Below are 15775 nucleotides of genomic sequence, written 5' to 3' on the forward strand. Positions count from 1 at the left end.
GGATTGAGTCAGGGGTACGAGCGGGCCGGTCAGGGGCGAGTCGCTGATCCAGCCCTGAGGCGCACGAACCTAAGGGGCGCGAGGCTGTCACAACATGCGGCTCCGCCGCGTGGGCGCGACCAGCCACAACGGACCCGCACCGGCCACCGCACCCCCACGACCGTGGTGGCGCGCTCAGCCTGAGAGCGGATCAAGCACCCGGGCCGGGCGAAGCCCGCCCACAACGGCATCGCCTCCGAGCAACGGCACGGAGCCGAACTCCGCGAGCAACGCCGGGGCGACCCCCGCGCGCACGAGCGCCGCCACGGCCACCGGCCCGCGCGCCCGGTCCGCACCGTCGGCGATCTTCACGGCGACGGCCCGGCCGTCCGGCAGCGCCGCCATCTGGACGCCTTCGAAGCCGTCCTTCGTGAGCAGCCCCGGCACGGCCCTCATCAGCGCCGCGACATCGCGGCCGGAGCCGGACGCCATCTCGGCGTGCTCACGCATCGCGTCGGCGACGCGCGCCTCGGGGGTGCCGGCCGGTGCGGTGGTGATCCGGGCGGCGGCGCGGGCGAGCCCGTGCAGCGAGACGGAGAAGAGGGGCGCCCCGCACCCGTCGACGGTGACCTGGGCGATCGCCTGCCCGGTGAGGTCCTCGACGATCTCCGCGATGGCCTGTTGGAGAGGGTGGGCCGGGTCGAGGTAGTCGTCGAGGGACCAGCCGTTGAGGCGGGCGGTCATCAGCATGGCGGCGTGTTTGCCGGAGCAGTTCTGCGCGAGCCGGGACGGCAGTCGCCCCTCACGGATCCAGGCGTCCCGCACGACCGGGTCGTACGGCAGGTCGGGCACATTGCGCAGGTCGTCCTCGGTGACGCCGGCCAGTTCCAGGATCCGCCGGGTTCCGGCGAGGTGCCGTTCCTCGCCGGAGTGACTGGCCGCGGCGAGCGAGAGCAGCTCGCCCTCCAGCGGCAGTCCCGCCCGCAGCATCGCCACCGCCTGGACGGGCTTGAGCGCCGAGCGCGGGTAGAACGCGGCCTCGACGTCCCCGATCTGGAGGTCGACACCGCCGTCGGCGGCCAGCACGACCACCGAGCCGTAGTGGATGCCTTCGACGACTCCGCCGCGGACGAGCTGGGCGACGGGGGCGTGCAGGGGTTCGCGGATCACCGGGGCGGTGGCGATCGGAGCGGCGTACGTCATGCTCGTGCTCACGCGTCCGCTCCGTCACGGATGCCGGAGACCCGGCGGCGCACCCCGTACCACCCGGCGACGAGCGCCACGGCGATCAGCGGCAGACACAGCACGGTGGTGCGCCCCGCGCCCCCGTCGGCGTACATCAGGACGAGGACGGAGACGAGGAAGCCGATCGTCACGATCTCGGTCCACGGGGAGCCGGGCAGCCGGTAACTCGGCCTGGTCAGCTCGCCGTTGCGGGTCTTCCGCCAGAACAGCACGTGACAGAGCATGATCATGCCCCAGGTGGCGAGAATGCCGATGGCGGCGAAGTTCAGGACGATCTCGAAGGCGTCGGCGGGGACCACGAAGTTGAGGCCGACGCCGAGGACGCAGATGCCGCTGGTGAGCAGGATGCCGCCGTACGGGACCTGGCTGCGGCTCATCACCCCGGTGAACTTCGGCGCGGAGCCCGACATCGCCATCGAGCGCAGGATGCGGCCGGTGGAGTACAGGCCGGAGTTGAGGGACGACATGGCCGCGGTGAGCACGACCAGGTTCATCACGCCGCCCGCCGCCGGGATGCCTATGTTCGACAGGACGGTCACGAAGGGGCTCTGGCCCGCGCTGTACTTGTTCCAGGGCAGCAGCATCGACAGCAGGACGACCGAGCCGACGTAGAACAGGCCGACACGCCACATGATCGAGTTGATCGCCTTCGGCATGATCTTCTCGGGGTTCTCCGTCTCGCCCGCCGCGACGCCGACCAGTTCGACGGAGGCGTAGGCGAAGACGACACCCTGGATGATCAGCAGCATCGGCAGCAGGCCGTTGGGGAAGATTCCGCCGTTGTCGGTGATCAGCGTCGGGCCGGGGGTGCGGCCGTCGACGGGGTGCTGGGTGACCAGCAGGAAGATGCCGATGAGCATGAAGACGACGAGCGCGCTCACCTTGATGATCGCGAACCAGAACTCCAGTTCGCCGAACATGCGTACGGAAATCAGGTTCACCGTGAGGACGACGGCGAGCGCGATGAGCGCGATCACCCACTGCGGGATGTCGGAGAACATGCCCCAGTAGTGGGTGTAGACGGCCACGGCGGTGATGTCGGCGATACCGGTGGTGGCCCAGTTCAGGAAGTACATCCAGCCCGCGACGTACGCGCCCTTCTCCCCCAGGAACTCCCGGGCGTACGACACGAAGGCGCCGGAGGACGGCCGGTACAGGACGAGTTCGCCGAGCGCGCGCACGACGAGGAAGGCGAAGACGCCGCACACCGCGTACGCGACGAAGAGGGAGGGGCCGGCGTCGGCGAGGCGGCCGCCGGCGCCGAGGAAGAGGCCGGTGCCGATGGCGCCGCCGATGGCGATCATGTTGACGTGCCGGTGCTTCAGCGACTTGCTGTAGCCGTGGTCTCCGGCGTCGACGTGCGCGGCCGGTTTGCCGGCCGATATGGCCTCGTCTTTGAGGGACTGCTCGCTCACGCCTCGGGTCCGCCTTCCGTGGGGGTGTCCGTACGCGTGGGGCGCACGATGTCGGTGAGGGTGGTCTCCACGCGGTCGAGGTGATGGGACATCGCCTCCACCGCGTCGTGTTCACTGCCGTCGACCAGCGCTTCGACGATCGCCCGGTGCTCGCGGTTGGACTGCTCACGCCGGTCGCCGAGCTCGTTGAGGAAGGCGGACTGGCGGGCCAGCGCGTCCCGGATCTCTTCGATGACCCTGCGGAAGACCGGGTTCTGCGAGGCCTCGGCGACCGCGATGTGGAAGATCGTGTCCATCGCGACCCACGCCGTGGTGTCGGTCTCCCGCTCCATCCGGTCCAGCAGATGGGCCAGGTGGTCGAGGTTCTCCGGGGTGCGGCGCGCCGCCGCGTAACCCGCGACCGGGATCTCGACATGACGGCGCACCTCGAGCAGGTCGCTCGCCGCGTAGTCGCCGAAGGTGGGGTCCTCGACCGTGTTGGCGACCACGAAGGTGCCCTTGCCCGTACGGGACACGGTCAGGCCCATCACCTGCAGGGCCCGTAGCGCCTCGCGGAGCACCGGCCGGCTGACCTCCAGGCGGCGGCACAGCTCTGCCTCGGAGGGAAGTTTGTCGCCGATGGCGTATTCGCCGCGCTCGATGGCGCTGCGAAGGTGGGTGAGCACCGCTTCCATGGCGCTGACGCGCCGCGGTACCGATCCACCTGTCTGGCTGTCTGACAGGTTCACGGGAGTGATCCTGCGGGTGACAAGAGGGGGCTGTCAAGGGGAGTGAAAAGAAACATTCAGGGGGTGCGAAGCCTGTAAACCGGCTTCGCACCCCCTGTGAGCTGCTGTTTCCGTGATCAGCTGGCGAGCGACCCGCTCGCGAGCAGCCCGAACAGCGCCAGGCCGATCACGATCCGGTAGATCACGAAGGCGTTGAAGGAGTGCTTGGCAACGAACTTCAGCAGCCAGGCGATCGACCCGTAGGCGACGACGAAGGAGACGATCGTGCCGACGGCGAGCGGCGCGGCGCCCACCCCCGTACCCAGGGCGTCCTTCAGCTCGTACAGACCGGCGCCGGTGAGGGCGGGGATGCCGAGGAAGAAGGAGAGGCGGGTGGCCGCCACCCGGTCCAGGTCGAGGATCAGCGCGGTCGACATCGTGGCGCCGGAGCGCGAGAAGCCCGGGAAGAGCAGCGCGAGGATCTGCGAGCAGCCCACCAGCATCGCGTCCTTGAACGACGTGTCGTCCTCACCGCGCTTGTGACGTCCCATCTGGTCCGCCGCCCACATCACGCCGCTGCCGACGATCAGCGAGCCCGCGACCACCCACAGGGAGGCGAGTGGTCCGTCGATGAGGGGCTTGGCCGCGAGGCCCACGATCACGATCGGAATGGTGGCGTAGATGACCCACCACGCGAACTTGTAGTCGTGGTGCTGCCGCTCCTCGCGGTTGCGCAACCCCCGGCCCCACGCCGAGACGATCCGCACGATGTCCTTGAAGAAGTACACCAGTACGGCGGCGATCGCGCCGACCTGGATGACCGCCGAGAACCCGACGACGGCCTTGTCGTCGACCGGGATGTTCATCAGCCCCTCGGTGATCTTGAGGTGGCCGGTGGAGGAGACGGGGAGGAACTCGGTCACTCCCTCGACGACTCCGAGGACGACGGCCTGACCGACGTTGATGACGCTCATGGGATCCAGTTCTAGGTCTGAGGAGTTGATTCTGACATGTTGGTCGACAGTGCTGTAGACAGTCTTACTATGCGCGAGTGACGTCCGGTGTCTAGGCCCATACGGCCTGGGCGAACGAAACCCCCGCGAACGCCGCGCCGAGCCCGGCCGTCACGCTCACGAGCACGTTGGCCGCAGCGTAGAACCCCGCGCCGGTCTCGGTCAGCCGTAGTGTCTCGTACGAGTACGTCGAGTACGTGGTCAGCGCCCCGCACAGGCCGGTCCCGAGGAACAGCTGGAGGTGAGAACCCGCGGCCCCCGCGGCGACCGCGCCGGTCAGCAGGCCGAGGATCAGACAGCCGACGACGTTGACCGCGAAGGTGCCCCAGGGGAAGACGGTGTCGTGCCTGGTCTGCACCGCACGGTCGGTCAGATAGCGCAGGGGTGCGCCGACCATTCCGCCGACGATCACCAGCAGCCAGTTCACAACTACCTCTTACCTTTCTTGCCCGTATTGCCGGATCCGGGGTCGCGTCCCACATATCGGATCACCTCGCATTCGTCGAGGATCACCAGCCCCTCGCCGACGAGTTCGTCGAGCTGGGGCAGAAAGGCACGGACGCGGTCCTCGGTGTCCACGATGACGATCGCCACCGGCAGGTCCTCGCTGAGCGACAACAACCGTGAGGTGTGGATCAGCGAGGAGCCGCCGAAGCCCTCGACACCGCGGAAGACGCTCGCGCCGGCCAGGCCCGCCGCGTGGGCGCGGTGCACGATCTCCGAGTACACCGGCTTGTGATGCCAGATGTCGTTCTCACCGATGAAGATCGTCACCCGTAGGGCACTGCCCGTCAGCCGTGTCATCGCTGCCTCCGTACCAGGACACGGCGGGTCGCGGTCACCGCGAGCCATACCGCCGCGAGTGCAGCGCACAGGGTCGCGACGAGATAGGCGAGGCCGGTTCCGGGGTGACCCGAGTCGACCAGTTTCTGGATGTCGACGGCGTACGTCGAGAAGGTGGTGAACCCTCCCAGCACACCGGTGCCGAAGAAGGGCCGCACGAGGCGGTGGGCCGCCCACACGTCCGTGATGACGACCATGAAGACGCCGATCACCGCGCACCCGATGACGTTGACCCAGAACGTGGTCCAGGGGAACCCGCCCGTCTCCACGGGCCACAGCCGCGCGGCCCCGTACCGGGCGGTGGCGCCGATCGCTCCGCCGAGCGAGACCATCGCCACGACCGGGGCCTGGCCGTGCCAGGGGGACGTGGGGCGAGGTGTCGGCCGTGCGGCGGCATCCGGCCTGTCGACGCGCTCGGGATGCGGGACTGTCATGACGTACTTCTCCTACTCGCCGGGCCCGGGCCCCCGGGCACACCTCATCGCAAGTAGGGACCGTTGGCGGCGCCTGCGCCGCGGTTCGGGTACGGCGGGCCCCACCGCCGCGCCACGACATGATCGCGGCCGCTGAACAGGGTAACGCCGATCCCACCGCCCTCGCACACTTGACCGCGCAGCAAGGCCCCCGGCCACGCCCACCACACGCCCGGCGGATTCACATCCACGTCCTCGCGCCACTGAGGCCCAGAGCGCACCCCTAGACGAAACCCAAAGAAGCAAAGCCCCTGACTGGGGCCCGGGGGGCGGACCCTCACCTGGCGAGGATTCAGAGGGCGGAGCCCATGGCTGGGGCCTGGAAAGGCGGACCCCATGGCCCGGGCCCGGAGGCAAAGCCCCTTGGCGGGGGTCCAGCCGGCGGAGCCCCTGGCCGGGTCCCAACGGCAGAGCCCATGGCCGCGCCCCGGAGACAGAGCCCCTTGGCGGGGTCCAGGGGCGGAGCCCCTGGTGGGGGGCCGGGGCGGAGCCCCGGAGGGATGGGACGGGTAGGGGCGGCGGGGGCGAAAGAGTCGCCCCTGTGCCCTCGATCACACGCACCGTCACCCCACACCGGCTCGGGCGCACAGACCGTCGCCCGTCCCCCTTCCTCCCCGCCCTACCAGCCCTTCTCGAACAGGGACCGCACCTCTGCGATGCGGTACTCGTCGCGGCTGTAGAACGTCCGCCGCCCGACCTTCCTCGCGCGCAGCAGCCCGACCCCGACGAGGACGTCGAGGTGGGTGCGGGCGACGGCGTGGCTCACACCGAGCTTGGCGGCGAGGGCGGCCACGTCGACGCCGTACTCGGCGAGAAACCCGCCGCGCTCGGTCGGAAAGTGCGCGGCGGGGTCCCGCAGCCACTCCAGGATGTCCAGGCGTCGCCCGCCGACGGGAACCCTCAGCATCTCGTCCCCCTGCCCTTCGTGATGGTGCCGCTCTGTGACCACTGTCCCGCGGCCCGGGGCGCCCCGCACGGAACTTCCGAGCCTTCGCGCGGCCCGAGGTCCCCGGAGCACCACAAGGGCCCGGCCGCCTCGCCGGCCGGGCCCTCATGCCATCGATGCCGACTGATCAGCGGTGGCTGAACTGCGACATGGCGGGCAGCGCCTTGTCGTCGAAGCCGAACAGCGCCTGGTTCTCCCAGCCGTTGCCGGACGTGGCGTCGGTCGGGTCCCAGCCGTTGCCCGTGACGGCGGTCCAGGTGGCCTCCCAGTAGAAGACACCGAGGCCGCGGCCGTTCGGGACGGCCTCCACGACGTTCATCACGTCCCGTAGCCACGCGGACTGTCCGGCGGTGGTGGCCGGGTAGCCGGAGACCAGCTCACCGGTCGTGTCGATCTGGTTGACGAGCGAGTCGTCGCTGTCGAGACGGAAGGGGTAGGCCGTCTCGGCCAGGAACACCGGCTTGCCGTAGCGCGCGGCCGCGTCGTCCAGGGTCGTCTGGAAGTCGGAGAGCGGGCCGTGCCAGTAGCCGTAGTAGGACAGGCCGATGGCGTCGAACTTCACGCCGCCCGAGACCGCGTTGTCGAACCACCAGCGGGTGCCGGACAGGTCGCCGCCCTTGGCGAGGTGCAGCGCGACGGTCGTCGACGAACTGACGGCCTTGACCGCGTCGTAGCCGGAGTTGAGGAGCCCGGCGAGCTGCGACCAGTTGTCGGTGGAGCCCTCGGACCACAGCATGCCGCCGTTGATCTCGTTGCCGACCTGGACCATGTCGGCGGTGGTGCCCTGCGCCTTCAGCGCGTTGCGGACGTCGTAGGTGTGGTTGTAGACGTCCGTCTTCAGCTGGCTGTAGGAGTGGCCCGCCCAGGCGGCCGGCTTGGTCTGGGCGCCGGGGTCGGCCCAGGTGTCCGAGTAGTGGAAGTCGACCAGGAGCTTCATGCCCTGCGCCTTGATGCGCTTGGCCATCGCCAGGACGCGCGTCTTGTTGTTGTAGCCGTCGGCCGGGTTCACCCAGACCTTCAGGCGCGCGTAGTTCATGCCGGAGGACTTGAGGATGGCGAGCGCGTCACCGGTGGTGCCGGTGCTGGTCCTGTACACGCCGCCGAGGGCCTCGCTCTTGGCGAGGGAGGAGATGTCGGAGCCCTTGACGGACAGCCCGGTGGCGCTGCCCGAGGTGAACGTCAGGTCGTCGACATTGATCCAGTTGCCCGCGTTGGCATCGGAGTTGACGCTGATCGTGCACTGGCTGTTGGACACCGCGACGGGGACGACGAGGTGTATCCATCCGCTGCTGGAGACCGGCAGGTCGGTGCGCTGCTCGGTGCCGCCGCAGTTCTTCAGCGCAAGGTAGGCGGAGTTCTGGCCGCCTCCCGAACGCACCCAGGCGGTGAGCCGGTAGTTGCCGTTGGTCAGCCCGGAGAGGTACTGGTACGTCTCCACCTTGTAGGCGGCGGAGGAGTACTGCGTGAGGCGGTAGCTTCCGCCGTGGCCCCCGGCCTCCACATAGGAGGCGCCGGTGTCGCCGTACTCCGACCAGCCGCTGGGCGTGGCCGTTCCGGCGCCGTCGGCCTCGAATCCGGCGTTGGTCAGGGTGCTCGCCGCCTGTGCCGTCTGCACGGGCAGGGCGGTGAGGGCGAGCCCGGCCGCAAGCGGCAGCAGCAGGGCCCTGAGTGTGCGTCTGGGATGGAACATCTTCGTCCGTCGTCCCTTCGACGTGATGGGGATGGGGGCGCCCCCGCAGTGGCTCTGGGGGGGGCGGCCCCTCCGCCCGCGGCTCTCGTGGCACTCACGGGCGGAGGGGAGTTCGGCTCGGCCGCCGGATCCTGGACCCCGGACGCCCGTCGGCTCAGCCGTCGAGTCGTACGACCCGGACGGCTCCGGCGGGTACCGCGAGGCGGCCCGCGGCGCGTTCGCCCGTCAGCAGCTCGGTGCCGGCCGCGTCCAGCGGCACCTTGGCGTCCGACGAGGTGTGGTTGATCGCGAACAGGAAGGTGCCCGACTCACCGCTGCGGCGCACCACTTCGACATCGCGGGGCAGGTCGGCGCGCGGCGGGACCCGCGCGTCGTCGGACGCCCAGCCGATCAGGGCGTCCAGACCCTGGACGCCGAGACGGGTGGAGACGTACCAGGCGGAGCCCTCGCCGAGGCGGTGGCGGGTGACGGCCGGGTGGCCCGCGGTGAGCCCGTCGGCGTACGTCCACACGGTCTCGGCGCCGCGCGGCACCACGAACTCGGTCCACACGTCGCCGGTCAGCTCGGAGCCGTCGGGGCCAGTGATCCGGACCTGGTCGTCCTTCAGGAGCGGTGAGAACTCCTCGACGGTGAGGCCGAGCACGTCCCGCAGCGCGCCGGGGTAGGCGCCCTCGTGCACGGCGTCGTGCTCGTCGACGATGCCGGAGAAGTACGAGACGACGAGGGTGCCGCCGTGTCCGACGTACTCCCGGAGGTTGTTCCCTGCGGCCTCGGTCATCAGATAGAGCGCGGGGACGACGACAAGGGGATAGGCCGACAAGTCGGCTTCCGGGTGGGCGAAGTCGACCGTGAGGTGGCGGTCGTAGAGCGCCTCGTAGAACGCGTCGGCGCGCTCGCGCGGGTCGTGGTCCTCGCTGGGGCGCCAGTCGAGGGTCTGCGCCCACCAGGAGTGCCAGTCCCACAGCACGGCCGCGTCGGCGACGGTGCGGCTGTCCTTGACCGAGGTCAGCGAGTCGATGGACGCGCCGAGTTCTACGACCTCGCGCCAGACCCGGGAGTCGGTGCCGGCGTGCGGCAGCATCGCCGAGTGGAACTTCTCGGCGCCGCGCCGGGACTGCCGCCACTGGAAGAACATGGCGCCCTCGGAGCCGCGCGCCACGTGCGCCAGGGAGTTGCGGGCCATCTGACCCGGGGCCTTCGCGGGGTTGCGGGGCTGCCAGTTGACGCCCGAGGTGGAGTGTTCGAGCAGCAGCCAGGGGGCGCCGCCCGAGACGGAGCGGGTGAGGTCGGCGGCCATCGCGAGGTTGACGTGGGTGCGGCGGCCGTCGGTGATCAGGTAGTGGTCGTTGGTCACGAGGTCGACCTCGCGGCCCCAGGCCCAGTAGTCGACGGAGTCGCACTGGCTGAGGGCGGTCATGAAGTTCGTGGTGACCGGGACGCCGGGGGCGAGGCGGTGCAGGATGTCCCGCTCGGCGACGAAGTTCTCGCGCATGGTCTCGTCGGCGAAGCGCTTGTAGTCGAGGGCCTGGGCCGGGTTGCCGACTGTGGGGGTGACGCGCGGCGGGTTGATCTGCTCGAAGTCCGCGTAGTGCTGGCCCCAGAAGGCGGTGCCCCATGCCTCGTTGACCGCGTCGACGGTCCCGTACGCGCGGGCCAGCCAGCGGCGGAAGTGGGCGGCGCAGGACGCGCAGTAGCAGGCCGAGACGGGGACGCCGTACTCGTTGTGGACGTGCCACAGTGCGAGCGCGGGGTGGTCGGCGTACCGGGTGGCGAGGGCGGTGGTGACGCTCGCCGCGGCGGCGCGGTAGTCACTGTTGCTGTGGCAGATGGCGCCGCGCGAGCCGAACTCGTAGCGGGTGCCGTCGGCGGCCACGGGCAGCGCCTCGGGATGCTCGCGGTAGAACCAGGCGGGGGGCGCGACGGTCGGGGTGCCGAGGTCGACGCGGATGCCGTTCTCGTGCAGCAGGTCCAGCAGTCGGTCCAGCCAGCCGAAGTCGTGAGTCCCCCGGGCGGGTTCGAGCAGCGCCCAGGAGAAGATCCCGACGCTCACCATCGTGACCCCCGCCTCGCGCATCAGCCGGACGTCCTCGTGCCAGACGCTTTCCGGCCACTGCTCGGGGTTGTAGTCCCCACCGAAGGCGAGCCCGGTGAGGCCCTTGGGTGTGGTCTCCGGCATGGATCTTCTCCCGTTTAATCGATCATTTGGGAACGTGCACACACTCGATCAGCGGCGCGAGCCCAACATAACCGCACAGCAACAACCATTGACAAGTGTCCAGGATGTTTCTCTACTGTGAACGCTCACAGAAGCATGGCACGGTCGCCGCAGCAGGCGGGGGCCCAGGTCAGGGGAGAAAGATCCATGCCAAACACGAAGCTGCGTCGCCTCGTGGCCACCTCCATCGCCGTCACGCTCGGCGGCACCGCACTCGCCGCCTGCGGCTCGTCGGACGACAAGAGCTCGTCCGAGTCGGGTCCGGCGTCCCTGACGTACTGGTCCTGGACTCCGGGCATGGACAAGGTGGTCGACCTCTGGAACAAGGGGCCGGGCAAGCAGCAGAAGATCACGGTCACGGTGAAGAAGCAGGCGTCGGGCGACACGCTGGTCACCAAGATCCTCACCGCGCACAAAACGAAGAAGGCCCCGGACCTGGTCCAGGCCGAGTACCAGGCGCTGCCGACCCTGGTCAGCAATGACGCGCTCGCGGACATAGCGAGCGAGTCGCAGGACGCGAAGAGCAAGTTCGCCGACGGTGTCTGGCAGCAGACGACCCTGGGCTCGGACGCCGTGTACGCGATCCCGCAGGACATCGGCCCGATGATGTTCTACTACCGCCAGGACCTCTTCAAGAAGTACGGCCTGACGGTTCCCACGACCTGGGAGCAGTTCGCCGAGACCGCCCGCGCGCTGAAGAAGAAAGCCCCGGACAAGGACCTGACCACCTTCTCCGCCAACGACTCCGGCCTCTTCGCCGGTCTCGCCCAGCAGGCGGGCGCCAAGTGGTGGACCGCCTCGGGCGAGAAGTGGAAGGTCGGCATCGACGACGCGGCCTCGGAGAAGGTCGCCGACTTCTGGGGCGGTCTCGTCAAGGAGGGCGCGATCGACAACCAGCCGATGTACACGCCGTCCTGGAACAAGGCGCTGGACACCGGCAAGCAGATCGCCTGGGTCAGCGCGGTCTGGGCGCCCGGCACCCTCACCACCGCGGCCCCCGACACCAAGGGCAAGTGGGCGATGGCCCCGCTGCCGCAGTGGGACAACAGCACGGACGTCACCGGCAGCTGGGGTGGCTCCTCGACGGCCGTCACCACGGACTCGCAGCACAAGGCGGCCGCCGCGAAGTTCGCCACCTGGCTGAACACGGACCCGCAGGCGGTGGCCGCGCTGGCGAAGGAGGGTGGCATCTACCCGGCCGCCACCACCGCGCAGACCAGTGACGCCTTCTCCCAGCCGCCGGCGTTCTTCTCCAACCAGCCGGACTTCTACACGAAGGCCGCGGAGATCGCCAAGACCACCGCGCCCTCCGCCTGGGGCCCGAACGGGAACGTCGCCTACACGACCTTCAAGGACGCGTTCGGGGCCGCCGCCAAGGACAAGTCGGACTTCGCCGCCGCCCTGAAGAAGATGCAGGACGACACGGTCGCCGACCTCAAGAAGCAGGGCTTCGGGGTCGCTCAGTGACCACCGCACGTCGAAAGTCGTACGGGGTCAAGGGGGCCCCGTACGCTTTCCTCCTCCCCGCGACGATCCTCTTCGCCCTCTTCTTCGCGCTGCCCATCGGCTACGCCCTCTGGCTGAGCCTGCACAAGGCGCAGGTCAAGGGCCTGGGCCTGGGCTCCGGCGCCCGCAAGGAAGTCTGGGCGGGGCTGGAGAACTACAAGGACGCCCTCTCCGACTCCGAGCTGCTGAGCGGCGCGGTGCGCGTGGTGGGCTACGGCGCCATCGTGATCCCGGTGATGCTCGGCCTCGCGCTGCTGTTCGCGCTGATGCTGGACACGGACAAGGTGCGCCTGACCCCCTTCACCCGGCTCGCGATCTTCCTGCCGTACGCCATTCCCGGCGTCGTCGCCGCGCTGCTGTGGGGCTTCCTGTACCTCCCCGACGTCAGCCCGTTCTACTTCGTCCTCGGCAAGCTGGGGATGCCGCAGCCGAACCTGCTGGACGGCGGCCCGCTGTACCTCGCCCTGTCCAACATCGCGGTCTGGGGCGGCACCGGCTTCAACATGATCGTCATCTACACCTCGCTGCGGGCCATCCCGGCCGAGGTGTACGAGGCGGCGAAGCTGGACGGCGCCACGCCCCTGCAGATCGCGCTGAAGATCAAGATCCCGATGGTGGCGCCCTCGCTGGTGCTCACCTTCTTCTTCTCGATCATCGCGACACTCCAGGTGTTCAGCGAGCCGACCACCCTCAAACCCCTCACCAACTCCGTCTCCACGACCTGGAGTCCGCTGATGAAGGTGTACCAGGACGCCTTCGGCAAGGGCGACATCTACTCGGCCGCCGCGGAGGCGGCGCTCATCGCCGTCGTCACCCTCGTCCTGTCCTTCGGCTTCCTGCGGGCCGCGAACTCCCGTAACAAGCAGGAGGAAGCACGATGAGTTCTCTTGCCGTACGCAAGGCAGCGCCGGCCGCGGGTACCACCCCAGGCACCGCCCAGGGGCCGCCCCTGCGCCGCCGGATCGCCCTGGTCCCCACCCTCACGCTGCTGCTCGGCGCGCTCTACTGTCTGCTGCCCGTCGCCTGGGTGGTGATCGCGGCCACCAAGTCGGGCCGTGAGCTGTTCTCGACCTTCACGTTCCTGCCGGGCTCCGGCTTCACGCAGAACGTCAAGGACCTCAACGCCTACCGCGACGGCATCTACTGGAAGTGGATGGGCAACTCCGCCCTCTACGCGGGCCTCGGCGCCCTCCTGTCGACGGCCGTCTCGGCGCTCAGCGGCTACGCCCTCGCGATCTACCGCTTCCGGGGCCGCGAGACCGTCTTCAGCGTCCTGATGGCGGGCGTGCTCATGCCGCCGGTGATCCTGGCGATCCCGCAGTACCTCCTGTTGGCGAAGGCCGACCTCACGGACTCCTACGCGTCCGTCCTCCTGCCCCTCGTCCTCTCCCCGTACGGCGTCTACCTCGCCCGGATCTACGCCTCCGCGGCCGTGCCCGAGGACGTGGTCGAGGCCGGGCGGATGGACGGGGCCGGCGAGTGGCGGATCTTCACCCGGATCGCGCTGCCGATGATGGTGCCCGGACTGGTGACGGTGTTCCTCTTCCAGTTCGTCGCCGTGTGGAACAACTTCCTGTTGCCCTACATCATGCTCAGCGACGACGAGAAGTTCCCGATCACGCTGGGTCTGTTCACCCTCCTCGAACAGGGCTCCAACACCCCGGCGCTGTACACGCTGGTGATCACCGGCGCGCTGCTCGCGATCGTTCCGCTCATCGCCCTCTTCCTGGTCATCCAGCGCTTCTGGAGCCTCGATCTGCTCTCGGGAGCCGTAAAGTCGTGACTATGACCAACGCGGGGGGCCGGCGCAGACCGCCGACGATCCATGACGTCGCGCGGGAGGCGGGCGTGTCCCGGGGCACGGTGTCCCGGGTACTCAACGGCGGGCACTACGTGAGCCCCGCGGCACAGGAGGCGGTCAACGCCGCCATCCGCAGAACGGGCTACGTCGTGAACCGGCACGCCCGGTCGCTGATCACCGGCCGCTCCGACTCCATCGGCTTCCTGCTCACCGAACCGCAGGAGCGGTTCTTCGAGGACCCGAACTTCAACGTCCTGCTGCGCGGCTGCACACAAGCGCTCGCCGCGCACGACATCCCCCTCCTGCTCATGCTCGCCGGCACCGAGGACGAGCGGCGGCGCATCACGCGGTACATCACCGCGGGCCATGTCGACGGAGTACTGCTGGTCTCCAGCCACTCCGGCGATCCGGTCGCCGAGCAGCTGCGCGAGGCGGGCGTCCCGCTGGTCGCCTGCGGCAAGCCCATCGGCATGGGCTCCAAGGTGAGCTACGTCGCCGCGGACGACCGCGACGGCGCCCGGGACATGGTCAAGCACCTGGTCTCCCTGGGCCGTCGCCGCATCGGCATGGTCACGGGTCCGCTCGACACCCCGGGCGGTGTCGAGCGGCTCGCGGGCTATCGGGAGGTGCTCGCCGAGGCGGGCATCGAGGCCGACGACCGGCTGATCGCCTCCGGCGACTACAGCCGGGCCAGTGGTGAGGCGGGCGCCGAACAGCTCCTTGAACGTGCCCCGGACATGGACGCCGTCTTCGTCGCCTCCGACCTGATGGCACAAGGCGCACTGACCGCTCTGCACAAGGCGGGCCGCCGGGTCCCGGAGGACGTCTCGGTCGGCGGCTTCGACGACTCCACCGCCGCGATCTCGGCGACCCCCGCCCTCACCACCATCCGGCAGCCGTACGACCGCATCAGCACCGAGATGGTCCGCGTCCTGCTGGCGCAGATAGGGGGCGAGGAGCCGGCGGCGGTGATCCTGCCGACGGAACTGGTACGACGCGACTCGACCTGAGCCACGCCCTCGACTCCGAGGGGGTGGGACCGGTCAGGATTCGAGAAGCCTCCCGGCCCTCCCCCGCCCTACCGTGAAAGCACCGCAACACACCACGGAGGAGTCACCATGACCGCAGGGCTGCAGACCATCATCTACCCCGTCAAGGACCTCGCACGGGCAAAGGCCCTGTTCAGCGCGTTGCTCGGAACGGAGCCGTACGCGGACGCCGCGTACTACGTCGGATTCAAGGACGCCGGGCAGGACGTCGGCCTCGACCCCAACGGTCACGCCAAGGGGATGACCGGACCGGTTCCGTACTGGCATGTCGACGACATCCGGGCCACCCTGGCGGGCCTGCTGGAGGCCGGCGCCGAGCCGCTCCAGGACGTCCAGGACGTGGGCGGCGGCAGGCTGATCGCCTCGGTCAAGGACGCGGACGGAAACCTCGTCGGGCTCCTCCAGGACACCTCCGGCGAGTAGCCCCGCCGGTCTGTTGCAACCGCACTAGTTGCACACTCAATAAAATCCCGGACCTCTGTTACCGTGCACATATGGCAGTGAACACGGCGAGCGAGGCCGCGCTCGAGGACCGGTGGCGGGAGATCCTGTCGGTGCACGCGCGCACGATGTGCGAGATCGACCGCGCGCTGCACCCGCACGGTCTCGGGGCCAGCGACTTCGAGGTGCTGGACGTCCTCGTCTCGAGCGAGCTCGCGCACGAGGGCGAGCACTGCCGGGTGCAGAACATCGCCGATCGTGTCCATCTGAGCCAGAGCGCCCTGTCCCGCCTGATCGGGCGGCTGGAGAAGGACGGCCTGGTGGAACGCACCGGCTGCCTGGAGGACCGGCGCGGCGTGTGGGTCGCGCTCACCCGCAAGGGACGCGACCTGCACACCGAGGTGCGCCCGCTGCAACGCGCCGTGCTGACCCGCATGCTGAACGCCTAGCCT

The 15775-nt window shown here is 69.4% G+C and carries 16 protein-coding genes; 6 read left to right on the plus strand and 10 right to left on the minus strand.

What is annotated here, in order from left to right; genetic code table 11:
* Positions 1 to 174 precede the first annotated feature (174 nt).
* The 10 genes from OG819_RS39740 to OG819_RS39785 form a co-directional block, all read right to left on the minus strand.
* Entirely contained in the window at positions 175 to 1182 is a 1008-nt protein-coding gene (locus tag OG819_RS39740; protein WP_266655506.1) for an asparaginase, read from the minus strand.
* A gap of 8 nt (positions 1183 to 1190) precedes the next feature.
* On the minus strand, positions 1191 to 2639 hold the full coding sequence (locus OG819_RS39745; protein WP_266653957.1) for an amino acid permease: 1449 nt from the start codon (positions 2637 to 2639) through the stop codon (positions 1191 to 1193).
* Positions 2636 to 3313 (minus strand): FadR/GntR family transcriptional regulator, encoded by a 678-nt coding sequence (locus tag OG819_RS39750; RefSeq protein WP_266431762.1) that lies wholly within the window; start codon positions 3311 to 3313, stop codon positions 2636 to 2638. The genes OG819_RS39745 and OG819_RS39750 overlap by 4 nt, the downstream gene beginning before the upstream one ends.
* Positions 3314 to 3483: 170 nt before the next feature.
* Positions 3484 to 4320 (minus strand): undecaprenyl-diphosphate phosphatase, encoded by an 837-nt coding sequence (locus tag OG819_RS39755; RefSeq protein WP_266653959.1) that lies wholly within the window; start codon positions 4318 to 4320, stop codon positions 3484 to 3486.
* A gap of 91 nt (positions 4321 to 4411) precedes the next feature.
* Complete coding sequence (crcB, locus tag OG819_RS39760) at positions 4412 to 4786, minus strand: fluoride efflux transporter CrcB (RefSeq protein WP_266653961.1); 375 nt, start codon at positions 4784 to 4786, stop codon at positions 4412 to 4414.
* A gap of 2 nt (positions 4787 to 4788) precedes the next feature.
* The gene (locus OG819_RS39765; protein WP_266653963.1) at positions 4789 to 5163 is read right to left on the minus strand and encodes a DUF190 domain-containing protein; all 375 of its coding nucleotides are present in this window, start codon (positions 5161 to 5163) and stop codon (positions 4789 to 4791) included.
* Positions 5160 to 5636: a fluoride efflux transporter CrcB gene (crcB, locus tag OG819_RS39770; RefSeq protein ID WP_266632620.1), complete on the minus strand. Its 477-nt coding sequence runs from the start codon at positions 5634 to 5636 to the stop codon at positions 5160 to 5162. Before crcB (OG819_RS39770) ends, OG819_RS39765 begins: the two co-directional genes overlap by 4 nt.
* A gap of 658 nt (positions 5637 to 6294) precedes the next feature.
* Entirely contained in the window at positions 6295 to 6582 is a 288-nt protein-coding gene (locus OG819_RS39775; RefSeq protein ID WP_266632618.1) for a helix-turn-helix transcriptional regulator, read from the minus strand.
* Between the two features lie 166 nt (positions 6583 to 6748).
* Positions 6749 to 8311 (minus strand): glycosyl hydrolase 53 family protein, encoded by a 1563-nt coding sequence (locus OG819_RS39780; RefSeq protein ID WP_266653965.1) that lies wholly within the window; start codon positions 8309 to 8311, stop codon positions 6749 to 6751.
* A 154-nt stretch (positions 8312 to 8465) separates the two neighbouring features.
* Positions 8466 to 10487, minus strand: a complete 2022-nt coding sequence (locus tag OG819_RS39785) for a beta-galactosidase (protein WP_266653967.1) — start codon at positions 10485 to 10487, stop codon at positions 8466 to 8468.
* Positions 10488 to 10673: 186 nt separating this feature from the next.
* Between OG819_RS39785 and OG819_RS39790 the strand changes: the two genes are divergently transcribed.
* The 6 genes from OG819_RS39790 (at position 10674) to OG819_RS39815 (ending at position 15772) form a co-directional block, all read left to right on the plus strand.
* Entirely contained in the window at positions 10674 to 11993 is a 1320-nt protein-coding gene (locus OG819_RS39790; protein WP_266653968.1) for an extracellular solute-binding protein, read from the plus strand.
* The gene (locus OG819_RS39795) at positions 11990 to 12913 is read left to right on the plus strand and encodes a carbohydrate ABC transporter permease (protein ID WP_266653969.1); all 924 of its coding nucleotides are present in this window, start codon (positions 11990 to 11992) and stop codon (positions 12911 to 12913) included. Before OG819_RS39790 ends, OG819_RS39795 begins: the two co-directional genes overlap by 4 nt.
* Positions 12910 to 13815, plus strand: a complete 906-nt coding sequence (locus OG819_RS39800) for a carbohydrate ABC transporter permease (protein ID WP_266632609.1) — start codon at positions 12910 to 12912, stop codon at positions 13813 to 13815. The genes OG819_RS39795 and OG819_RS39800 overlap by 4 nt, the downstream gene beginning before the upstream one ends.
* Positions 13812 to 14843, plus strand: coding sequence for a LacI family DNA-binding transcriptional regulator (locus OG819_RS39805; RefSeq protein ID WP_266425988.1), 1032 nt, complete (start codon positions 13812 to 13814; stop codon positions 14841 to 14843). The genes OG819_RS39800 and OG819_RS39805 overlap by 4 nt, the downstream gene beginning before the upstream one ends.
* A 108-nt stretch (positions 14844 to 14951) precedes the next feature.
* Positions 14952 to 15305, plus strand: coding sequence for a VOC family protein (locus OG819_RS39810; RefSeq protein WP_266588819.1), 354 nt, complete (start codon positions 14952 to 14954; stop codon positions 15303 to 15305).
* 71 nt (positions 15306 to 15376) lie between these two features.
* Positions 15377 to 15772 carry a MarR family winged helix-turn-helix transcriptional regulator gene (locus OG819_RS39815; protein WP_266632606.1) on the plus strand — a complete coding sequence of 132 codons (396 nt, stop codon included), beginning with the start codon at positions 15377 to 15379 and terminating at the stop codon, positions 15770 to 15772.
* The last annotated feature ends 3 nt before the right edge of the window (positions 15773 to 15775 follow it).

Source organism: Streptomyces sp. NBC_01549 (assembly GCF_026339955.1).
In the GTDB taxonomy this organism is placed as follows: domain Bacteria; phylum Actinomycetota; class Actinomycetes; order Streptomycetales; family Streptomycetaceae; genus Streptomyces.